General features: G+C 64.8%; 14 protein-coding genes. 7 read left to right on the forward strand and 7 right to left on the reverse strand.

Annotated elements, in window-relative coordinates; genetic code table 11:
- Nucleotides 1-253: 253 nt before the first annotated feature.
- The 6 genes from EH199_RS16085 to EH199_RS16110 all read left to right on the forward strand — a co-directional run bounded on the left by EH199_RS16085 (nt 254) and on the right by EH199_RS16110 (nt 7476).
- Complete coding sequence (locus EH199_RS16085) at nt 254-1180, forward strand: helix-turn-helix domain-containing protein (protein ID WP_124810282.1); 927 nt, start codon at nt 254-256, stop codon at nt 1178-1180.
- A gap of 179 nt (nt 1181-1359) precedes the next feature.
- The gene (locus tag EH199_RS16090) at nt 1360-1746 is read left to right on the forward strand and encodes a response regulator (protein WP_206694604.1); all 387 of its coding nucleotides are present in this window, start codon (nt 1360-1362) and stop codon (nt 1744-1746) included.
- A 47-nt stretch (nt 1747-1793) separates the two neighbouring features.
- Nucleotides 1794-3419, forward strand: coding sequence for an FAD-dependent oxidoreductase (locus EH199_RS16095; RefSeq protein ID WP_124810283.1), 1626 nt, complete (start codon nt 1794-1796; stop codon nt 3417-3419).
- 213 nt (nt 3420-3632) lie between these two features.
- On the forward strand, nt 3633-4349 hold the full coding sequence (locus tag EH199_RS16100) for a sensor histidine kinase (protein WP_190287301.1): 717 nt from the start codon (nt 3633-3635) through the stop codon (nt 4347-4349).
- Nucleotides 4350-4352: 3 nt separating this feature from the next.
- Nucleotides 4353-4865, forward strand: a complete 513-nt coding sequence (locus EH199_RS16105; RefSeq protein WP_124810285.1) for an OsmC family protein — start codon at nt 4353-4355, stop codon at nt 4863-4865.
- Nucleotides 4866-5115: 250 nt separating this feature from the next.
- Entirely contained in the window at nt 5116-7476 is a 2361-nt protein-coding gene (locus tag EH199_RS16110; protein ID WP_223806720.1) for a bifunctional diguanylate cyclase/phosphodiesterase, read from the forward strand.
- A 49-nt stretch (nt 7477-7525) separates the two neighbouring features.
- Here EH199_RS16110 and purQ read toward each other — a convergent pair whose 3' ends face one another.
- The 7 genes from purQ to purC all read right to left on the reverse strand — a co-directional run bounded on the left by purQ (nt 7526) and on the right by purC (nt 16583).
- Nucleotides 7526-8203, reverse strand: coding sequence for a phosphoribosylformylglycinamidine synthase subunit PurQ (gene purQ, locus EH199_RS16115; protein WP_124810286.1), 678 nt, complete (start codon nt 8201-8203; stop codon nt 7526-7528).
- The gene (gene purS / locus EH199_RS16120) at nt 8203-8436 is read right to left on the reverse strand and encodes a phosphoribosylformylglycinamidine synthase subunit PurS (RefSeq protein ID WP_124810287.1); all 234 of its coding nucleotides are present in this window, start codon (nt 8434-8436) and stop codon (nt 8203-8205) included. The genes purQ and purS overlap by 1 nt, the downstream gene beginning before the upstream one ends.
- Nucleotides 8437-8638: 202 nt before the next feature.
- Entirely contained in the window at nt 8639-10942 is a 2304-nt protein-coding gene (locus EH199_RS16125) for a TonB-dependent receptor (RefSeq protein WP_124810288.1), read from the reverse strand.
- Nucleotides 10943-10944: 2 nt separating this feature from the next.
- Complete coding sequence (locus EH199_RS16130) at nt 10945-11463, reverse strand: MarR family winged helix-turn-helix transcriptional regulator (protein WP_223806721.1); 519 nt, start codon at nt 11461-11463, stop codon at nt 10945-10947.
- 221 nt (nt 11464-11684) lie between these two features.
- Nucleotides 11685-12752, reverse strand: a complete 1068-nt coding sequence (locus EH199_RS16135) for a tyrosine-protein phosphatase (RefSeq protein ID WP_124810289.1) — start codon at nt 12750-12752, stop codon at nt 11685-11687.
- 78 nt (nt 12753-12830) lie between these two features.
- On the reverse strand, nt 12831-15683 hold the full coding sequence (locus EH199_RS16140; protein WP_124810290.1) for a pitrilysin family protein: 2853 nt from the start codon (nt 15681-15683) through the stop codon (nt 12831-12833).
- Between the two features lie 111 nt (nt 15684-15794).
- Complete coding sequence (gene purC, locus EH199_RS16145; RefSeq protein WP_124810291.1) at nt 15795-16583, reverse strand: phosphoribosylaminoimidazolesuccinocarboxamide synthase; 789 nt, start codon at nt 16581-16583, stop codon at nt 15795-15797.
- A gap of 322 nt (nt 16584-16905) precedes the next feature.
- Here purC and wrbA point away from each other — a divergent pair, with 322 nt between their 5' ends.
- Nucleotides 16906-17505: an NAD(P)H:quinone oxidoreductase gene (gene wrbA, locus EH199_RS16150; RefSeq protein WP_124810292.1), complete on the forward strand. Its 600-nt coding sequence runs from the start codon at nt 16906-16908 to the stop codon at nt 17503-17505.
- The last annotated feature ends 99 nt before the right edge of the window (nt 17506-17604 follow it).

Raw genomic sequence — 17604 nt, forward strand, 5'->3', positions numbered from 1 at the left:
CCGCCACGCCGGCGCGGAAGGCCACCAAAGGAGCGCCCCCTCGATCACCGATACGGTTGATCACCGAAAGCCTGGACTGGGGAATTTTACATCGGCACTTCTGGGGAATCTTCGGTCGGCGTTGACAGGGCTATCATTTCCATCGTCGTGGTCTCCTTGTTTCGACTGTCTGGATAGCATCCCCCTTGGCGAGCGAATTGCAGAACAAGGACACGACATACGCGAAACGGACAGAAAGCGCGGAGCGGACCGAGTGGCGATCGCCAACAGGTTGTCTGCGGTGACTGACAGCGCGGGCTCATCAAGGTCTTCTGAGGACAGCATCCACAACGCCGGGGGAAGCGACTACTATCGCGATGTCAGCGGAACCGTGTCTCTGGTGCCCAAGGATTCGCCATCGGTTCGCATCGAATCACTGACACGCCATTCCCGGGAACCGATAAGCTGGCTGCTCCGGCAGCCCCGTGTCGCTCTATATTGTTGGGATGCGGGCTTTCAGCGTTACGCGCTCGATATCGGAGGCTCGCGGGTCGAGACCGAGCGAGCTTCCGGGAGTCTCACTCTCATCCCCCCGGAACTGAAGGCTTCCGGCGAATTCTATTGCCACCCGACGACGCAGTACCGCGCTGCCTTCATCGACTTGTCCCTGTTCGAGGACAGAGGCCGCTTCACGCTCTCTCAACCGCTTGCCAGCTTCACGGACCAACCCTTGGAGAGGAGCGTGAAGGAACTGTTTGGTTGGCGTGACGATGCAACCTACAGCCTGATGGCGGAGGGGTGGGCGCTGCAGGCTGTCGCTCGCATTCGTCGCATAATGGACGGTGTCCACAAGCCGACAATCGTCAAGGGCGGTATCCCGGCGCCAGCGCTCCGGCGAGTCGAGGAATACGTCCACAGCCGGCTTCATGAGATCATCAGTCTCAACGAACTCGCTGGCATCGTCGGGCTGAGTATTCGGCACTTCGCCCGTGCCTTTCAAACCTCAACCGGAAAGACGCCGGCTCGCTTCGTTCAGGAGCGCCGCATATCCCGCGCGAAGGAGATGCTCGCCCACGCGCACGTTTCGATAACAGAGGTGGCGCTCGCCTGCGGATTCAGCCACGCACAGCATTTCTCGACGAGCTTCAGACGCGAAGTTGGAATGACACCATCGGAATTTCGCCACGCGCATAAGTCGTGAAAGCAAGGCTGAACGGGGATCCCCTGACCGGTGCCACCGTGGCGCCAATACCACGGTATGGTTCAACTGAACGGGCCAGGCGTTGTACGATGCTTGGATGACGACGGCTGACGCCGGCGCAGTGCTTCTTGTCGATTCGATCCGGCATGAGATGGTCGAGTATAAAGGGAGACCGTCTTTTGGTTGAATCGTCACCGCCCAATGGGTCGCCGCGGTTGATAGCGGTCGTCGATGATGACGAGGACGTTTCGTCGGCGCTCGGAAGTCTCATCGAGAGCATGGGCATCCACGCCATGACCTTCGGCTCTGCGGATATCTTTCTTGCTGACCGAGATCGGCGGTTCGATCTCGTTATCAGTGATGTACAGATGCCGGGGACAAGCGGTCTGGAGCTGGCGAAAATACTCCGTAAAGAGGCCGTGCCGCTGATACTGATCACGGCGTTTCCGAGCCCGGAGGTGAAGCAGCAAGCGATCGCGCAAGGCGTCCGTTGCTTCATGCGAAAGCCATTCGACCCAGACGAGTTGATCGACTGCATCGAGCGTATCCTGGCAGGCGACTTGTAGGGTAATCGCCATTGGGTGTCCCTTTCTCAACGTGGAATTGAATCATCATGGAGACAATCGGAAGAGATCTGCAGGAGATGCAGCGGACGCCGCTTCTGGCTGCTCATGTAGAGGCTCTCCGCAAATCGGGAGTGGTGAGGGAGTATCCGACGGGTGTCTTCGTCGCGCGGCCCGGTGAACCCGCGGACCGTTTCATCTATGTCCTTGAGGGCGAGATCGAGGTGGTCAACCCGCTCACCGATGAGCGCCACCTTCCATCCACACTCGGCCCGACACAGTTCATGGGCGAGATCGCGTTTCTGGACGGCGGCAACTGGTCGATGCTGTTGAGGACCGCGCAGCCGACACGGGTCATCGAAGTCGATCGGCAGACGATGCTGGGCCTGATGGCGCACATCCCGGAGATGTCGGACATCATCATCACGGTTTTCGCCGCGCGACGCCGCCGTCAGCTCGACACCCGGGATGGCGCTCTCATTCTCATCGGGGAAGACAGGGACCGGGCGATCCGCAGGATCGCGGACTTCGCGAGCCGGAATCGCATCCCTTTCACCTCGCTCGTGCCCGGCAGCGACGAAGCGGTCCTGGCGGCACGCAGCTGTTCGAGCACCTCAACGGAGCCGATGGTGATATTCGGGCGGACAGTCATCGAGGATCCGACGCCAGAACGTGTCGCTCGCCTACTCGGTATCGGCCGTGAACTGGTCGATGACGAGGTGTTCGACGTCGTCATCATCGGGGGTGGGCCTGCCGGCGTCGCGGCGGGTGTCTATGCTGGCGCGGAGGGTCTGAGCGCCCTGGTGGTCGAGGACACCGCGGTCGGGGGGCAGGCCGGCACCTCCAGCCGCATCGAGAACTACATGGGGTTCCCGACCGGGATTTCGGGCGCAGACCTTGTCTGGCGTGGCGAAGTCCAGGCGATGAAGTTCGGAACCCGCTTCGTTGTTCCAAGGCGCGTATCCCTTCTCGAGCGTCTCGACGACGGCGACTTCTGCGCCACGTTCGACAGCGGGCAAGCTGTCCGCGCGAGGGCGGTAGTGGTCGCGACCGGCGTACAGTATCGACGCCTCCCAATCCGCGGTCTCGCCCAACTCGAGGGAGCCGGCGTCTACTATGCGGCGACGGAGAACGAGGCGCGCAGCTGTCATGGCGGTGACGTCGTCGTGATCGGTGGGGGAAATTCCGCCGGACAGGCCGCCATGTATCTCAGCCGTTCGGCGCGCAGCGTGAGGGTGCTGGTCCGCGGAAGCTCGCTTGCGGCGTCCATGTCCAGCTATCTGTCGAGCAGGCTGGAGGCGGATCCGGCGATCACGATCGATTACCAAGCCGAGGTCGTCTCCCTCGAAGGGGACGAGCGTCTGGAGAGAATTTCTATACGGGATGTCGTCAGCGGGGATGAGAGGGTGGTGGATGCTTGCTCGCTCTTCGTGATGGTCGGAGCTGCGCCCAACACGGACTGGCTGTCGGGGCTGGTGTCACTCGATGACAAAGGTTTCGTCGTCACGGGCGATGCCGCTGGCGCCGCATCGTCCTACGCGACCTCCTGTCCGGGCATCTTTGCCGTAGGCGACGTGCGGGCCCGCTCGGTCAAACGTGTCGCGTCTTCGGTGGGCGAGGGATCGGTGGTGATCTCCCAGGTCTGGGACTTTCTCAATCCGAGCCTCGGTCGCTAGAGTCAGGACGCGAAGTTCGCAATACCAATGTATGAGCGCCCTGATCCGGTAGGGCGGTCCCATCGCTTCCCCTTCGCGGCTACATTGCTTGCAGTGAGCACCACCCGCACGGGAAAGGTAGCGCCAGCGACACGAAGTTTTCGGATCGCCGGAGGCAAACCGTCCTCGCCAGGTCCTCGACCCGTGGTGCGGGCGAGAGTGGAGGAACGCACAATGAACCCGAGCATGCTGCATCCTTCGGGGGAGGTCCTGGCGGATTCCGAGATGAACCATCGGATCGCGAACAATCTCGCGCTCATCGCCGCGATCGTCGAACTCGATGGGCGCACCGTCTCCGACCCGCAGGCAGCGATCGTGTTGGCGGCAACGCAGCGCAGGATTCACGCCGTGGCCAGCGTCCACCGGGCGCTGTACCGCGAACCCCTGGCGGAGACCGTCAATCTCGGCGTTTTCCTCGATGAACTGGGCGATTCCCTCCGCGCCCTGGTGTCCGATGGCCGGGACCGCCGGACAATCACGGTCAAAGCCGACGACTTTGACCTTCCCAACGAACATGCCGCCGCTTTCGCGATCATGGTGAGCGAGCTGGTAGGAAATGCCTGCAAGCACGCCTACCGCGTGGAAGATCCCGGCGAGGTACGCATCCTTTTCGACGCAACGCCATCCGGAGACTGGCGTCTGGCGGTCGAGGACGATGGTGTTGGCATTGGTCACCTCAATGGCGGAGAGCGCGGACTGGGTTCGCACATCATCCAGGCTGTCTGTAAGAAGCTGGGTGGTCAGCATGCATGGGAGGCGTGCTACCCGGGGACCCGTTTCATGATGTGGACGGGAAGCAAGCCAAGGCGAGCTCGGAGTAGCAACTCGATGACAGTAGTTGGCGAGATTCTCGATGCAGAGCACGCAGGAACCTGGAGTTCGAAAGGGTGAGTGATGAGGATTGACGAGAAGCGCGACGAAGCCATTGCGGAGAAGACAGGCAGCGGGCGGTTTCAGCTGGCGATCACGGCCGGCGGCGCGCATTTCATGGCAGATGAGCCGGTGGAGGTTGGCGGCCTGGGATCCGGGCCAAGCCCCTACCAACTGCTGGCGTCGGCGCTCGCGGCCTGCACAACGATGACGCTACAGCTCTATTCCGAGCGCAAAGGCTGGGATGTCAAAGTAAGGTGCACCGCTGTCGGCCATCGCCGCGATGAGGCGTCGAACCCACCGGATATTTTCACGCGCAGGATCGAGTTCGATGCCGACATTGATCCGGCCAGGAAAGCCCGGCTCCTGGAGATTGCCGATCACTGCCCCGTCCATCGCACGCTCATGCGCGGAGCGCAGGTAGTCACCACGGACGGGGCTCTGCCGAGCGCGGCCCCGGCGACGAGTCACATGGCCGACATGGAGGCCTTGATCGCTGTCGGTCGCGGCTCCTTCGACTTCACCGAAACGAATTAGGGCAGGCTGAACCGCGCCGGCTTTGCCGCAGGCTCGGCAACATCGCGCCTGCCGAAGCCGAAGATCAATGTTATACTGCCGCCACCACGCGCGCGATGGCAGCCGCAGACCCGGCGCGGTTCAAGGACGTCTGTCGTCTCATCGCAGAGCCGTTTCCTCGTGTCTCTGCGAGACATCCGAAAATCCCGATTGTCGCTCAACACCCGCTTACCATTGTTCAAGGTTTGCGCGGTAAGGCGAAGGCGTGCAAATGCCGCCGTCGCTCTCGATTCAGACACTGCCCCGCAGTCTGCCGGTCATGGCCGTTCTTGGCCTTGACGAACCGGTCGAAGGCGATTGGGCAAGGCTGCGTGGCTATCAGTATTTCAGCGCATTCCGTCGTATGTATCTGAAAGTCGGCATGAATGTGCTGGCGGCGCTATTCCTTGCCTTCGTGAGTTTCGGGGCAACGCCTCCTCTCTTCATCCTTGGCTGGATGGTTCTCCTGGCCGCTGTGCTGCTTCAGGGCATGCGCCTGGATCGGGGGCTGGCCGACGCCGACCGCCGCCGTTTGACCAGGCCGGAAATCGTCCGCCACGCGCTATGGATCGTGGCGCTGGCCTTGATCTGGACGCTGCCGCTGGTTGTGTTTCCCCTGTTCGGACATGTGGACCGGCTGGCCCTGTGGATGGTGATGACGGTGATCATTGCCGGCATGGCCTATGCGCTGGCCGCGGTGCCGCTGGCGCCGCTGCTATTTGGCGGCATCGTGGGCATTACCGGCGCGGTTATGTTCGTGTGGTCCGGTCAGGTCGTGAATGGCGGGCTGGCGCTGGCGTTCGTGACGATCGTTTCCGCCGGCAGGATCGAGGCGGCACGTGCGTTCCTGAACGCGCGCGTGGCCGAAGCAGGCATGGCCGAAAAGGGCGAGGTGGTTTCGCTTCTGCTGCGCGAATTCGAGGAAGGCGGGGCGGACTGGCTGTGGCAGATCGATACGGCCCGCCGGGTCCGCGCCGCATCGCCGCGATTTGCCTTCGCGCTCGGCTGCGAGCCGGACGAGGCAGATGGCAAGCCTCTGATCCAGCTGATCGCCGGACCTTCGTGGGATAGCGGGCAATTCCATTCCAGCCTGCACGATCTGGCGGAACGCCTGAAGCGGCGCGAAAGCTTCTCCAACCTCATAGTCCGCGTCACCATCGATGGTGGCCACCGGTGGTGGGAGCTGTCGGCATCCCCCAAGGTCGACGAGAATGGTGGCTTTGCCGGCTTCCGCGGCGTGGGTTCCGACGTGACCGAACAGCGCGAAAGCTCCGAGAAGATCGCCTATCTCGCCAGCTACGATACGCTGACAGGTCTGCCCAACCGGATGATGGTGACCGACACGCTGGGCGAAGCGATGGCGGACGCCGACAAGTGGCGCACGCGTTGCGCGTTCCTGATGATCGACCTCGATCGTTTCAAGGCCGTCAACGATACGCTGGGGCATCTTGTGGGCGACCAGTTGCTCGCGCTCGTTTCCGAACGGTTGCGCAAGCTGATGACCGACAACGAACTGTGCGGCCGGCTGGGCGGCGACGAGTTCGCCATCGTCCTTCGCGACGCTTCGGATACGGATCGCATCGCCCATGTCGCCCAGGCGGTGATTCATGCGCTATCGCAGCCGTATCAGGTAGACAGCCACACCCTTTATGTGGGGGCGAGCGTGGGTTCCGCCATCGGACCGCGCGACGGGGCGACCGTGGAAACGCTGATGCGCAACGCCGATCTGGCGCTCTACCGGGCCAAGGACAGCGGCGGGGGGACGCATTGCAACTACGAACCCGCGCTTCATGCCCATGCCGAGGAACGCCGGCAGCTGGAATTCGCGCTGCGCCGCGCGCTGGAACGGAACGAACTGCACCTGACCTATCAGCCCGTGGTTGATGCCACGAGCGAACAGCTGGTGAGCTTCGAGGCGCTGCTGCGCTGGAACAGTGCCGAACACGGCATGATCAGCCCGGCCAAGTTCATTCCGCTGGCCGAGGACACGCGGCTGATCGTACCGATCGGCGAATGGGTGCTGCGCATGGCCTGCCTCGAAGCGGCGCGCTGGCCCGATCCGATCAAGATCGCGGTGAACGTGTCGGGCGAGCAGCTGCTCGATCCGGCCTTTGCGGACACGGTGGTCAGCGCGCTTTCCGCCAGCGGGCTGCCGCCGCACCGGCTGGAGATCGAAGTCACCGAAAGCATCTTCGTGCGCGATGGCACGACCGCGCAGGCGACCCTGCAGCGGATCATGGCGCTGGGCTGCGGCGTGGCGCTGGATGACTTCGGTACCGGCTATTCCTCGCTCGGATACCTGCGGCAGATGCGGTTCTCGACAATCAAGGTCGATCGCATCTTCGTGCAGGGCGCGGCGCGGAAGAACGCGGAAAGCCTGGCGATCGTGCGCGCCGTGGTGGCCATGGCGGACAGCCTGGAAATGTCGACCACGGCCGAAGGCGTGGAGACCGAGGAGCAACTGGCGGTAATCCGCGCGCTGGGCTGCAAGAAAATCCAGGGGTATTATTTCGGCCGCCCGATGCCGGCGGAAGATGCGCGCGCTCTGTTCGCGCCCGCATACCAGCAGCACAGCGGTGGCGCGGCCGCCTGAGCCAGCCTACTTGAGGCAGGCGACTTGAACCAGCCTGCCAGAGCAGCCGTCAGGCGGTGACCAGCCCCCGCACCACGCTTTCGAACAGCACGCGGCCATCCGTGCCACCCTGCGCCGCTTCGATCATGCGTTCGGGGTGGGGCATCATGCCCAGCACGTTGCCGCGATCGTTGAGCACGCCGGCGATATCGCGCTGCGAACCGTTGACCGGTTCGGCATAACGGAACGCCACGCGGCCTTCGCCTTCCAGCCGGTCAAGCGTTTCGGCATCGGCGTAATAGTTGCCGTCATGATGCGCGACCGGGATATGAATCCGCTCGCCTGCATCGTAGCCGGAGGTGAACAGCGACTGGCTGGTTTCGACTTTCAGCGCCACTTCGCGGCAGACGAAGCGGATGCCGGCATTGCGCATCAGCGCGCCGGGCAGCAGGCCGGCTTCGGTCAGCACCTGGAAGCCGTTGCACACGCCCAGCACCGCCACGCCGCGTTCGGCGGCGCGGACCACCGCCTGCATCACCGGCGACCGCGCGGCCATCGCACCGGAGCGCAGATAGTCGCCATAGGAAAAACCGCCGGGCAGGGCGATGAAGTCAAGACCATCGGGCAGATCGGCATCACCGTGCCACACGCGGTGGACGGTGCCGCCGCTGATCTCCTCGATGGCGACCGCCATGTCGCGATCGCAGTTCGATCCGGGGAAGGTGATGACGGCGGCCGTGAAGGACATCAGGCGACCCTTTCGATCCGGTAGTTCTCGATCACCATGTTGGCGAGCAGCTTGCGCGCCATGTCGTCGAGCGCTTCGTCGGTGACGGTTGCGTCGACATCGAGTTCGATCATGCGGCCGGCGCGGACATCGTTGACGCCCGAGAAGCCGAGGCCTTCCAGCGCATGATGGATCGCGCGGCCCTGCGGATCGAGCACGCCGTTCTTCAGGCTGACATAAACGCGGACCTTCATCGGCGGCGGGCCTTTCGCATCAAACGGAGGGATTGGGACTCGTCCGCGCCTATGCCCCCGCACGGCGCGAAGGGCAAGGTCCGGATGGCGGTGCGTGGGGACGGAAACAGCCGGTGCGCGGTCCGGGCAAAGAAAACGGGTGCCGGCAATCATGCCGACACCCGTATTCTTGGCGTTGTCCCGTGGGACAGCCGTCAGGCCATCAGAACTTGTATCCGGCCGAGATGCCCCATTCGCGCGGGCGGCCATAGGCGCCTTCGGCCAGGCCGAAACCGGAAGAGGCGTTGCCCGACAGCAGATAGAGCGTGTTGGTGAGGTTCGTGCCGAACGCCGAGAACGTCAGCGCATCGTTGGCGAAGGTATAGCTGAAGCGCGCGTTCAGCAGGCCATAGCCCCCCTGCGTGATGATCGGCGTGTTGGCCACGTCGTTGTAGATGCGGCTGTACATCGTGTAGTCCACGCGCAGGCGCGCGTCCGATCCGTCGTTGAAGCCGTGGCTGACTTCGGCGCCGGCCGAAACGGTCCATTCGGGCGTCTTCACGAACTTGCTGTTGACCGTGATCGGCAGGACCTGCGTCGGGCCAAGGCCCTGGCCGACACTGGTGTAGCGGGCGTGGGTGTAGCCCACCGCCAGGTTGGCGCTGAACCAGTTGGCCGGGCGCATCACGGTTTCCAGCTCGAAGCCGTCGATCTTGCCCGAAGCCGCGTTCGCCACGAAGTTCTGTGGCGTCTGGTTCACGGTCAGCTGGATGTTCTTGTACAGAGAATGGAACACCGCAAGGTTGGTGGTCAGCGCGCCGTCCAGCCACTTGGCCTTCACGCCGCCTTCATAGGTGTCGAGCGTTTCCGGCGCATACTGGGTCACTTCCGCCGCGCTGTCGAGCGGACGGCCGTTGAACCCGCCCTGCTTGAACCCGCGCGAGAACGAGGCGTAGAGCAGGATGTCGTCGGTGGCCTTGAAGTTCAGGCCGAAGCGCGGCGTGAACTTGTTGAACGTGGCTTCCTTGGTCACGTCCACGAACTTCACGTTGTCGCGCTGGCGCACGTTGATCGAGGTGAAGACCTTCTTGTCCGAGGTGTAGCGCGCGCCGACCGTGACCGACAGACGGGGGACGATCTCGAAATCGGCCTGACCGTAGAACGCGATGCTGCGGTTGTTGGTATAGTTCTGGATGAACACCGCCGGCGAATAGGGCGGGGTGGCGGCGAGCGGGGGCCACAGGCCGATGGCGAGGTCCGCCGTGGCGATGTCGCTGCCCTTTTCCTTGAAGTAATAGCCGCCGACGACGAAGCTCAACTTGTCGTCCAGCACCTTGCCGCTGGCCTGAAGCTCCTGGCTGAACTGCCACTGCTTGTCGCGGTTGGTGGTCTGGCGGAAGGTGAACGGCGTGTTGTCACCATCGCGCGTGAAGTAGGCCTTCATGTCGCGGTAGGCGGTGATCGACTTCAGCGTGACCTGGCCGAGTTCGAGCGCCACGGTGCCCTGCGTGCCCCACAGGTCCAGATCGTTGCGGTTCGGGCCACCGGCCCAGGTTTCGAACGGGCTGGCGGTGATGTAGCTGGCGTTCAGCGTGTTCTGCCCGTTCGGCGCGGTGATGCCCAGCGTGGGCGCAACGAAGCGGTTGTAGTTGGTGAGGAACGGCGTGCCGGTGATGCCGGGGACGTTGGCCACAGCCAGCAGATCCGAAGGTGCCGAGTTTTCGCGCGCGCGGGTATAGTCTCCGCCGATGTCGATCGTCAGCGTGTCGGTGGGCGCGAGACGCAGCGTGCCGCGCACCATCTGGGCGTTGCGGTTGCCCTGCGTGCCGCCATCATAGAGGCGCTTCACATAGCCATCGCGGTTGAGCGTCGCGCCCGAAAGGCGCAGCGCCACCTTGCCTTCGACCAGCGGGATGTTGACCGCGCCCTTCACGTCGATGCGGTCGAAGCTGCCATAGGTCGCTTCGAGCTTGCCTTCGAACACGTCGAGCTTGGGGCGTGCGGTGGTGATGACCATGGCGCCGCCGATGGTGTTCTTGCCGAACAGCGTGCCCTGCGGGCCGCGCAGCACCTGCACCGAGGCGATGTCCACCGCATCCATAACGCCGCCGATTGAGCGGGCGTAGTACACGTCATCGACATAGAAGCCGACGCCCGGATCGGAGAAGATCGCGAAGTCGTTCTGGCCCACGCCGCGGATGAAGACAGTGGCGTTGTAGTTGCCGCCCGAAAGCGCGGCGGCGCCATCGAAACGGATGTTCGGCGTGAAGCGCGCGACCTGGTCCAGCGTGTCGACGTTGCGGGCGGCGAGCGCATCGCTGCCGAACGCCGTCACGGCGACGGGCACGTCCTGGAGGCGTTCGTTGGTGCGGCGGGCGGTGACGATGATGTCGTTGGTGCCGGCATCGCTGGCGCCGGCTTCGGCCGACTGGCCTTCACCCGATGCCTGGGCAGTTTGTGCCTGTACGGTGAACGGGGTGGCGAGAAGCGCCGCGCCCGTCATCAGTTTCCATGCGACCTTGCGCATTGTCAGATCCCCTCTTTGGTGTTGGAGTTGGTAGTGAAATCAAGAGTGCTGGCCCGCACCCGGGCGAGCAGGACGCGCAGCGTTTCCCGCTCGGTTTCGCTAAGGCCGCCGAACGAGACCGCATCGGCGCGCAGCGATGCCATGCGGAATTCCTCATAGAGCGTCTCGCCGCGCAGCGTCAGGTGGATGCCGCCGCGCCGAGAAACGCCTTGCTGGCGCGGCGCGACCGCGCCCAGCGCGGTGAGGGCGTTGACGACTTCCATCGCGCTGGCGCGATTGATGCTGAGCGCGCGGCCCAGTTCGGCCTGCCGGCATCCAGGATGGGTGCGAATGTAAGCCAGCGCCGTGGCGCGCGTGGCAGTCAGGCCCAGTTCGGCCAGCATGCCCCGGATCAAGTCCATCGCGAGAACGTCGGTCGCGTGCAACTGGTAGCCAAGGCGCTCGCCGATATCGCCGAAGAGCCCGGTCCCGGGGTTGGCATCAGGAATGGCTTCCGTTTTGGCGGCGGATCTGCCTGGCATCCTTCAATCCCTCGCGCGCTGTCTCGTGGCAGCTGGTTTGTATGGAAGGCATACAAGTGCGAGGTAGGCGTGCCAATTGTTTTGTATGGCGGCCAGACAAACTATGGAAAAGGTGTGGCCAATCTGCCGCACCGATCGCGGCGATCAGGAACGCGCGGCGCCCCGGCAGACCGGGGTCGCCGGCCGGGGTTTTATCATTCATCCAAATGATAATATTAGATTTATTCGGTATAATGGGCGCGCAGGGTAGCAATGTCGGCGTCCGACAGGCCGATTTCCTGCTTCAGATAGCCATCGACCGAACCCCAGCGCTTCTCCACTTCATCGAGCGCGGCCAGGAGGAATGGCGTGCCGTCCGCTTCCATCAGCGGCTGCGGCTTCGCCAGTTCGGGCTTCGACTGGTAATAGGAGAACAGCTTCGCCGCGTAGTTATCCGGGAAAGCGGCCGGATCGAAACGGGGCATTTCGTATTCTGGGCGGCGCAGGGCGGTGGAAGCGAGATAGTCCTTCACGATCACCTCGCGCGGGGTGCCCAGCGCGGACAGCACGATCGCGGTAACGAAGCCGGTGCGGTCCTGTCCGGCCGAGCAGTTGTATTCGATCGGGCCTTCGTTGCGCTTGAGCAGGTCGAACACCAGCCGCAGTTGCGGGGTCAGCAGCACCGGCATCCCCCGATAGACCGCGCTGCCGTTGGTGGGGGGGGCGCCGGAAGCCGCCATCAGCCGTTTCATGCTGTAGCCAACGGCGGTGTAGCGCACGCCGTCGATCCGGGTGGGGGCAAGCTGGCGTTCCTCGTCCGAGCGCAGGTCCACCATCGCGTTCAGGCGCAGCGTGCCGATCGTGGCGAGGTCGGCGTCGCTCAGAAGGGGGGTCGCGCCCGCGCGGTAGATCATGCCCCAGCGCACCGTTTTGCCGCCGGCCGCCGGATAGCCGCCGATGTCGCGGAAATTGGAACCCTGTTCGAGCGGCACGACGCGTTCGACCGCGCGGGTTACGGTGCCGGTGGCGCGATCGCGCACCAGGAACCAGCCGCGCGCGCCGGCGGGCATCGTGACGGTTTCATGGCCGTCGCGATCGTTGGCGGACACCGGCGTGGCGGTGGCGACGGTGGTATCGGGCGTATCCGCGCGGAACACGTCGGCCGCCTTGATCCCGGACCAGCGCACATCCACCGAGGTCGGAGCTGTACGGATGACCTCGACGGGCTGGCCGGTCTGGGCCAGCACGGGGGCGGCCAGGGCCACGGCCGCCAGCGCGGTGAGGCTCGAAAGCGTGCGGAAGCGGATCATGGCTGCCTTTCCTGTTGCGACGGCGTGCTGCGCGCGCGTTAGGCGCGGCGCATGACCGGTCGGTGACAGGAGGGGGGCTTAGGCGGGCGGGGCGTCCACGCCTTCGGGCAGGACCAGCACCTGCACTGCCTTGTCCAGCGCCAGATAGCGGCGCGCCACGGCCAGCAGGTCGGCCGGGGTCAGCGCTTCCAGACGGGCTTTGGCTTTGCGGAAGCGCTCGAAGCGCTCCGGTTCGCTTTGCGCGCGCTCGGTCAGCGCCATCCAGCCGCCGTTGGTCTTGAGCGCGTTGTCGATGCGCTCCAGCATGGGCGCGCGGGCGCGGCGGAGCACGTCGGCATCGACCGGCGTGGAGGTGAGCTGGCGGACGGTTTCAGCCAGCGCCGCACGGGTGGCGGCGATGGCGGCCACATCGACCGACGCCTGGATCGCGAAGGTGCCATAGCCACGCCACACGTGAGAAAGGCTGGATTGCGCGCCGGGCGAATACGACTTGCCCAGCTTTTCGCGCACGGTGTCGAGCACCTCGATACCAGTCACCTCGTCCAGCAGATCGATAGCCATGGCCTCGTCGGGATCGCGGTCGTCGCGCGTGGGCCACACATAACGCACGATCGCCTGGTTCGCCTGCCCTTGATGCCGGATTACGCGCAGCCCGCGCGTGGTGGTGAAGGGGCGCTGGCGTTGCACGTCCCAGCCGCGGAATTCGGCTTCGCGCGCGGGCAGGGCGCCGAAGGTCCGGGCGACGAGCGCGATCGCCTGCGCTTCGTCGAAATCGCCGACCAGCGCGATTTCCATCGCGCCGTTCGCCAGCCGGTCGGACACGGTGCGGCGCAAGTCGGCGAAGCTGAGCTTCTGGTAGGCTGCGGGAGCTTGCAGGGTGAAGCGCGGATCGTCGTCCGAAAGCAGCCCGCCCAGCGTGTTGGCCAGCGCGGCCGACGGCGTGGCGCGGTAGCGCGCGAAGAAATTGGCGATGTTCTGCCGGTAGAGCACCTCGCCTTCGGGGCGGTATCCGGGATCGGTGACTTGGGCGGCAAGGTACTGGAGCTGCGCTTCCAGATCGCGCCGCGTGGTGGTGACGCCCGAATAGAACGTATCGCCGCCGGTGGCGATGCCGCCGCCGATTGAGCGCCCGGCCAGCAGTGTCTGGAGATCGTCCTGGCTGTGCTTGCCGAGGCCACCGGCGGAGAACATCGCCATCATCTCGGTCGCTAGCGGGTTGTCGCGGGTGTCGAGCATCTCGCCCCCGTCGATCGAAAGGCGCACCTGGATGCGGTCGGTCTCCAGCGAGGTGCGCTTGAGGTTGAGGCGCACGTCGTTGGCGAAGCGGATCTCGCGGATGCCGAAGGCGGGCTCCGTGCTGTCGGCAACTACCGCGCCCGGCGCGCCGAAATCGGTATAGGCGAAAGCCCCGGAAGGCCCGGTTTCCGGCAGGCCGGCGCGCGCGCGGATCGCGGTGTTCCATGCCAGCCGCACCGCCTTGTCGCCGCCGGATGGCGCGGTGCGGCCCTGGAAGCGGATCAGCGGATCGTCGAGCGGCAGCGCTTCGCGCTTGAGCGCGGCCAGCACCGCCCGGGGCGTGATCCGCGGCGCGAAGGCGTTGAAGCGGGCCAACGCACCGGCGGGATCGGTGGGCACCGTCTCGTCGCGGACAAGGCCCAGCGCGGCCTGCACCAGCGTGCCGTTACCGCGCGTATCGGCGCTGGCCGCCGCGTTCTCGATGCCGGTGCGGATATTGGCGACCTGTTCGTCGATCTCCGCAGGCGTGAAGCCCGCGTCGAGTGCCTGCCGCAGGGCCGTGGTCGCGGCGGCAAGCCCGCGCTGCCAGCCGCCGTCCACCGTATCGACCACCAGATTGGTGGTGCGCCCGATGCGGAACACGTCGCCGGTGCCGAAGCCCGCGCCCCGGAACGGCGGATCGACCTTGCGGCTCATCCGCTGGAAGCGCCGGTTGATCACGCCATAGCCGATCTGGCGCAGCAGATTCGTGCGGCGGCTGGCGATCGTGTCCGGTTCGTCGAGCCAGGGGCCATGGCGCGACGCGGTGACGCGTTCGGACAGCGCCGGATCGAGCCAGACCTCGGTCCTGCCCTTCTGTGCGCGATCAACCTTGCCCTGGTCCGGCCGGGGAGGGACGGGCGCGGGCTGCCAACTGGCGAAGCGGGCCTGGATCGCGGCTTCGACGGCATCGGCATCGAAATCGCCGATCACGATCAGCGTGGCGTTGGCGGGAACGTAGTGCCGCGCCCAGAACGAGCGCAGCGCATCGGCCGTGGCGGCATCGAGCGTGGCCACGGTGCCGATCGGCAGCCGGGCGGGATAAGTGGCGTGGGGGTAGAGGAAGGCAAGCTGGTCTTCGAGATTGGCCCGCTGGTAACCTTGCCCGTCGCGCAGTTCCGACAGGACGACCCCGCGTTCGCGCGCCACGGCTTCTGGCGTGAAGGTCAGCTCGCTCGCGGTCTCGCGCATGAGCATCAGCGCGGTGTCGAGCAGGGCGGGATCGGCGCGTGGCAGATCGAGCATGTAGAGCGTCTGTTCGAACCCGGTCTGCGCGTTGGTGTCCGCTCCGAACGACAGGCCGTTGCGTTCGAGCAGGCGGATCATCTCGCCTTCGGGAACGTGGGTGCTGCCGTTGAAGGCCATGTGTTCGACGAAATGGGCAAAGCCGCGTTCCTGCGGGCCTTCGTCCAGCGATCCGGTAGCCACGTCCATCCGTACCAGCGCGGTGCCGGCGGGCGTGGCGTTGCGCCGGATCACATAGCGCATGCCGTTGGGCAGCTTGCCGAAGCGATAGCCGGCTTCGGGCGCGAGATCGCTTTGCTGGAAGGCCCAATCGGGCTTGGGGGCGACGTGCTTGGAAGAATGGGCCAGCGCGGGCGTTGCGTCAAGCAACAGGCCGGCGGCCAGCAGGAACAGGGAACGGCGCGGCATCATCTCGGCGCCGATCCTGCCGCGAGTCGGCTTAACGGGCAATGAGGGATGTGCGCCGGAATGGCGGGGGCAGGCATTCCCCCCTCCCGCAGCAGCGGGAAGGGGGAAGCAACCCTACTTCTTGTTGCGCAGCTTGCTGCGGTGCGCGCCGAGGTCGAACACCTCGCTCGGACCGCCGTCGTTTTCGAGCAGGCCCAGCCGGCGGGCGACTTCCTGGTAGGCTTCTTCTTCGCCACCCAGATCGCGGCGGAAACGGTCCTTGTCGAGCTTTTCGCCGGTGGTCATGTCCCACAGGCGGCAACCGTCGGGGCTGATTTCATCCGCCAGGATCACGCGGCTGTAGTCGCCATCCCAGATGCGGCCGAATTCCAGCTTGAAATCGACGAGGCGGATGTTGATCGCCGCGAACATGCCGACCAGGAAATCGTTCACGCGGATCGCCATCGAGGAAATGTCCTGCATTTCCTCGTTCGAGGCCCAGCCGAAGCAGGCGATGTGCTCTTCGGCGATCAGCGGATCGCCCAGCGCATCGTCCTTGTAGTAGTATTCGAGCAGGGTGTGGGGCAGCGGCTCGCCTTCGGGCAGGCCCAGGCGCTTGCTGATCGAACCGGCGGCGACATTGCGCACCACCACTTCGATCGGGATGATTTCCACCTGCCGCACCAGCTGTTCGCGCATGTTGAGGCGGCGGATGAAGTGCGTGGGGATGCCGATGTGCGAAAGGCGCGTGAACACGTATTCGCTGATGCGGTTGTTGATCACGCCCTTGCCGTTGATCGTGCCGCGCTTCTGCGCGTTGAACGCGGTGGCATCGTCCTTGAAATACTGGATCAGCGTGCCGGGTTCCGGGCCTTCGTAGAGAATCTTGGCCTTGCCTTCGTAAATCTGGCGGCGACGGGACATGGGCGGGTCTTCCTCAAGCGTGCGAAGTTTTCTGGTCTTCGCGGGAAATCAAAAACCCCGGCGTGGCGAGGTGAGTCGCGAAAAGCGACCCTATCGCGGAAGCCGGGGCGTCGCAGCGCCCATAATGGAAAATCGCAAGGTGCGCAATTCCACGCCGGATTGCCCGTGTCCTGTACGGGCTGTGGTTCGGGCGGTGTGCGCGTTGTTCAAGATTTTGGAACGGTTTCTGCCAGTTTATCCGGATGACCTGATTGCGGGAATCGCGGCATAAGGGTTGGGTGTTCAAGCGGGGCCGCCCCCGCCACCAGCAAGGATGAAAACGATGAGCAAGGTCCTGGTTCTCTACTATTCCAGCTATGGCCACCTCGAAACGCTGGCCAACGCCATTGCCGAAGGTGCCCGTGCGACTGGCGCGGAAGTGGACGTGAAGCGCGTTCCCGAAACCGTTCCGCTGGAAATCGCGCAGGGCGCGCATTTCAAGCTCGATCAGGCCGCGCCCGTGGCGACGGTGGCCGAACTCGAAAACTACGACGCGATTATCGTCGGCACCGGCACCCGCTTCGGCCGCATCAGCTCGCAGCTGGCGGCGTTCCTCGACCAGGCCGGCGGCCTGTGGGCGCGCGGCGCGCTGAACGGCAAGGTCGGCGCGGCGTTCACGTCCACCGGCAGCCAGCACGGCGGTCAGGAAACGACGCTGTTCTCGATCATCACCAACCTGCTGCACTTCGGTCTGACCATCGTCGGCCTCGACTATGGTTTCCAGGGCCAGCTTGGCCATGACGAAGTCACCGGCGGCGCCCCCTATGGCGCGACGACGATCGCCGGTGGCGACGGAAGCCGTCAGCCGAGTGGAACCGAACTGGATGGAGCGCGTTATCTCGGAAAGCGCGTAGCCGAAACCGCCAACAAGCTGTTCGGCTAAAGCCCGTTCCCCCTCAAGGATCGGTCCGCGCCCGCGCCAGCCCCCCCCCTCTTATGCGCGGGCATACAGCGTGCCGATCTGACCCTGAAGAGGCCGCAG

The sequence above is a fragment of the Novosphingobium sp. LASN5T genome, assembly GCF_003856955.1.
In the GTDB taxonomy this organism is placed as follows: Bacteria; Pseudomonadota; Alphaproteobacteria; order Sphingomonadales; family Sphingomonadaceae; genus Novosphingobium.

Excerpts from the sequence above, each read along its gene's own strand:
- EH199_RS16105 (WP_124810285.1), top strand. The coding sequence starts at position 4,353 with ATGAGGATTGACGAGAAGCGCGACGAAGCCATTGCGGAGAAGACAGGC.
- purQ (WP_124810286.1), bottom strand. The coding sequence starts at position 8,203 with ATGTCCTTCACGGCCGCCGTCATCACCTTCCCCGGATCGAACTGCGAT.
- EH199_RS16100 (WP_190287301.1), top strand. The coding sequence starts at position 3,633 with ATGAACCCGAGCATGCTGCATCCTTCGGGGGAGGTCCTGGCGGATTCC.
- EH199_RS16130 (WP_223806721.1), bottom strand. The coding sequence starts at position 11,463 with ATGCCAGGCAGATCCGCCGCCAAAACGGAAGCCATTCCTGATGCCAAC.
- EH199_RS16135 (WP_124810289.1), bottom strand. The coding sequence starts at position 12,752 with ATGATCCGCTTCCGCACGCTTTCGAGCCTCACCGCGCTGGCGGCCGTG.
- purS (WP_124810287.1), bottom strand. The coding sequence starts at position 8,436 with ATGAAGGTCCGCGTTTATGTCAGCCTGAAGAACGGCGTGCTCGATCCG.
- EH199_RS16095 (WP_124810283.1), top strand. The coding sequence starts at position 1,794 with ATGGAGACAATCGGAAGAGATCTGCAGGAGATGCAGCGGACGCCGCTT.
- wrbA (WP_124810292.1), top strand. The coding sequence starts at position 16,906 with ATGAGCAAGGTCCTGGTTCTCTACTATTCCAGCTATGGCCACCTCGAA.
- EH199_RS16110 (WP_223806720.1), top strand. The coding sequence starts at position 5,116 with ATGCCGCCGTCGCTCTCGATTCAGACACTGCCCCGCAGTCTGCCGGTC.
- EH199_RS16140 (WP_124810290.1), bottom strand. The coding sequence starts at position 15,683 with ATGATGCCGCGCCGTTCCCTGTTCCTGCTGGCCGCCGGCCTGTTGCTT.
- purC (WP_124810291.1), bottom strand. The coding sequence starts at position 16,583 with ATGTCCCGTCGCCGCCAGATTTACGAAGGCAAGGCCAAGATTCTCTAC.
- EH199_RS16125 (WP_124810288.1), bottom strand. The coding sequence starts at position 10,942 with ATGCGCAAGGTCGCATGGAAACTGATGACGGGCGCGGCGCTTCTCGCC.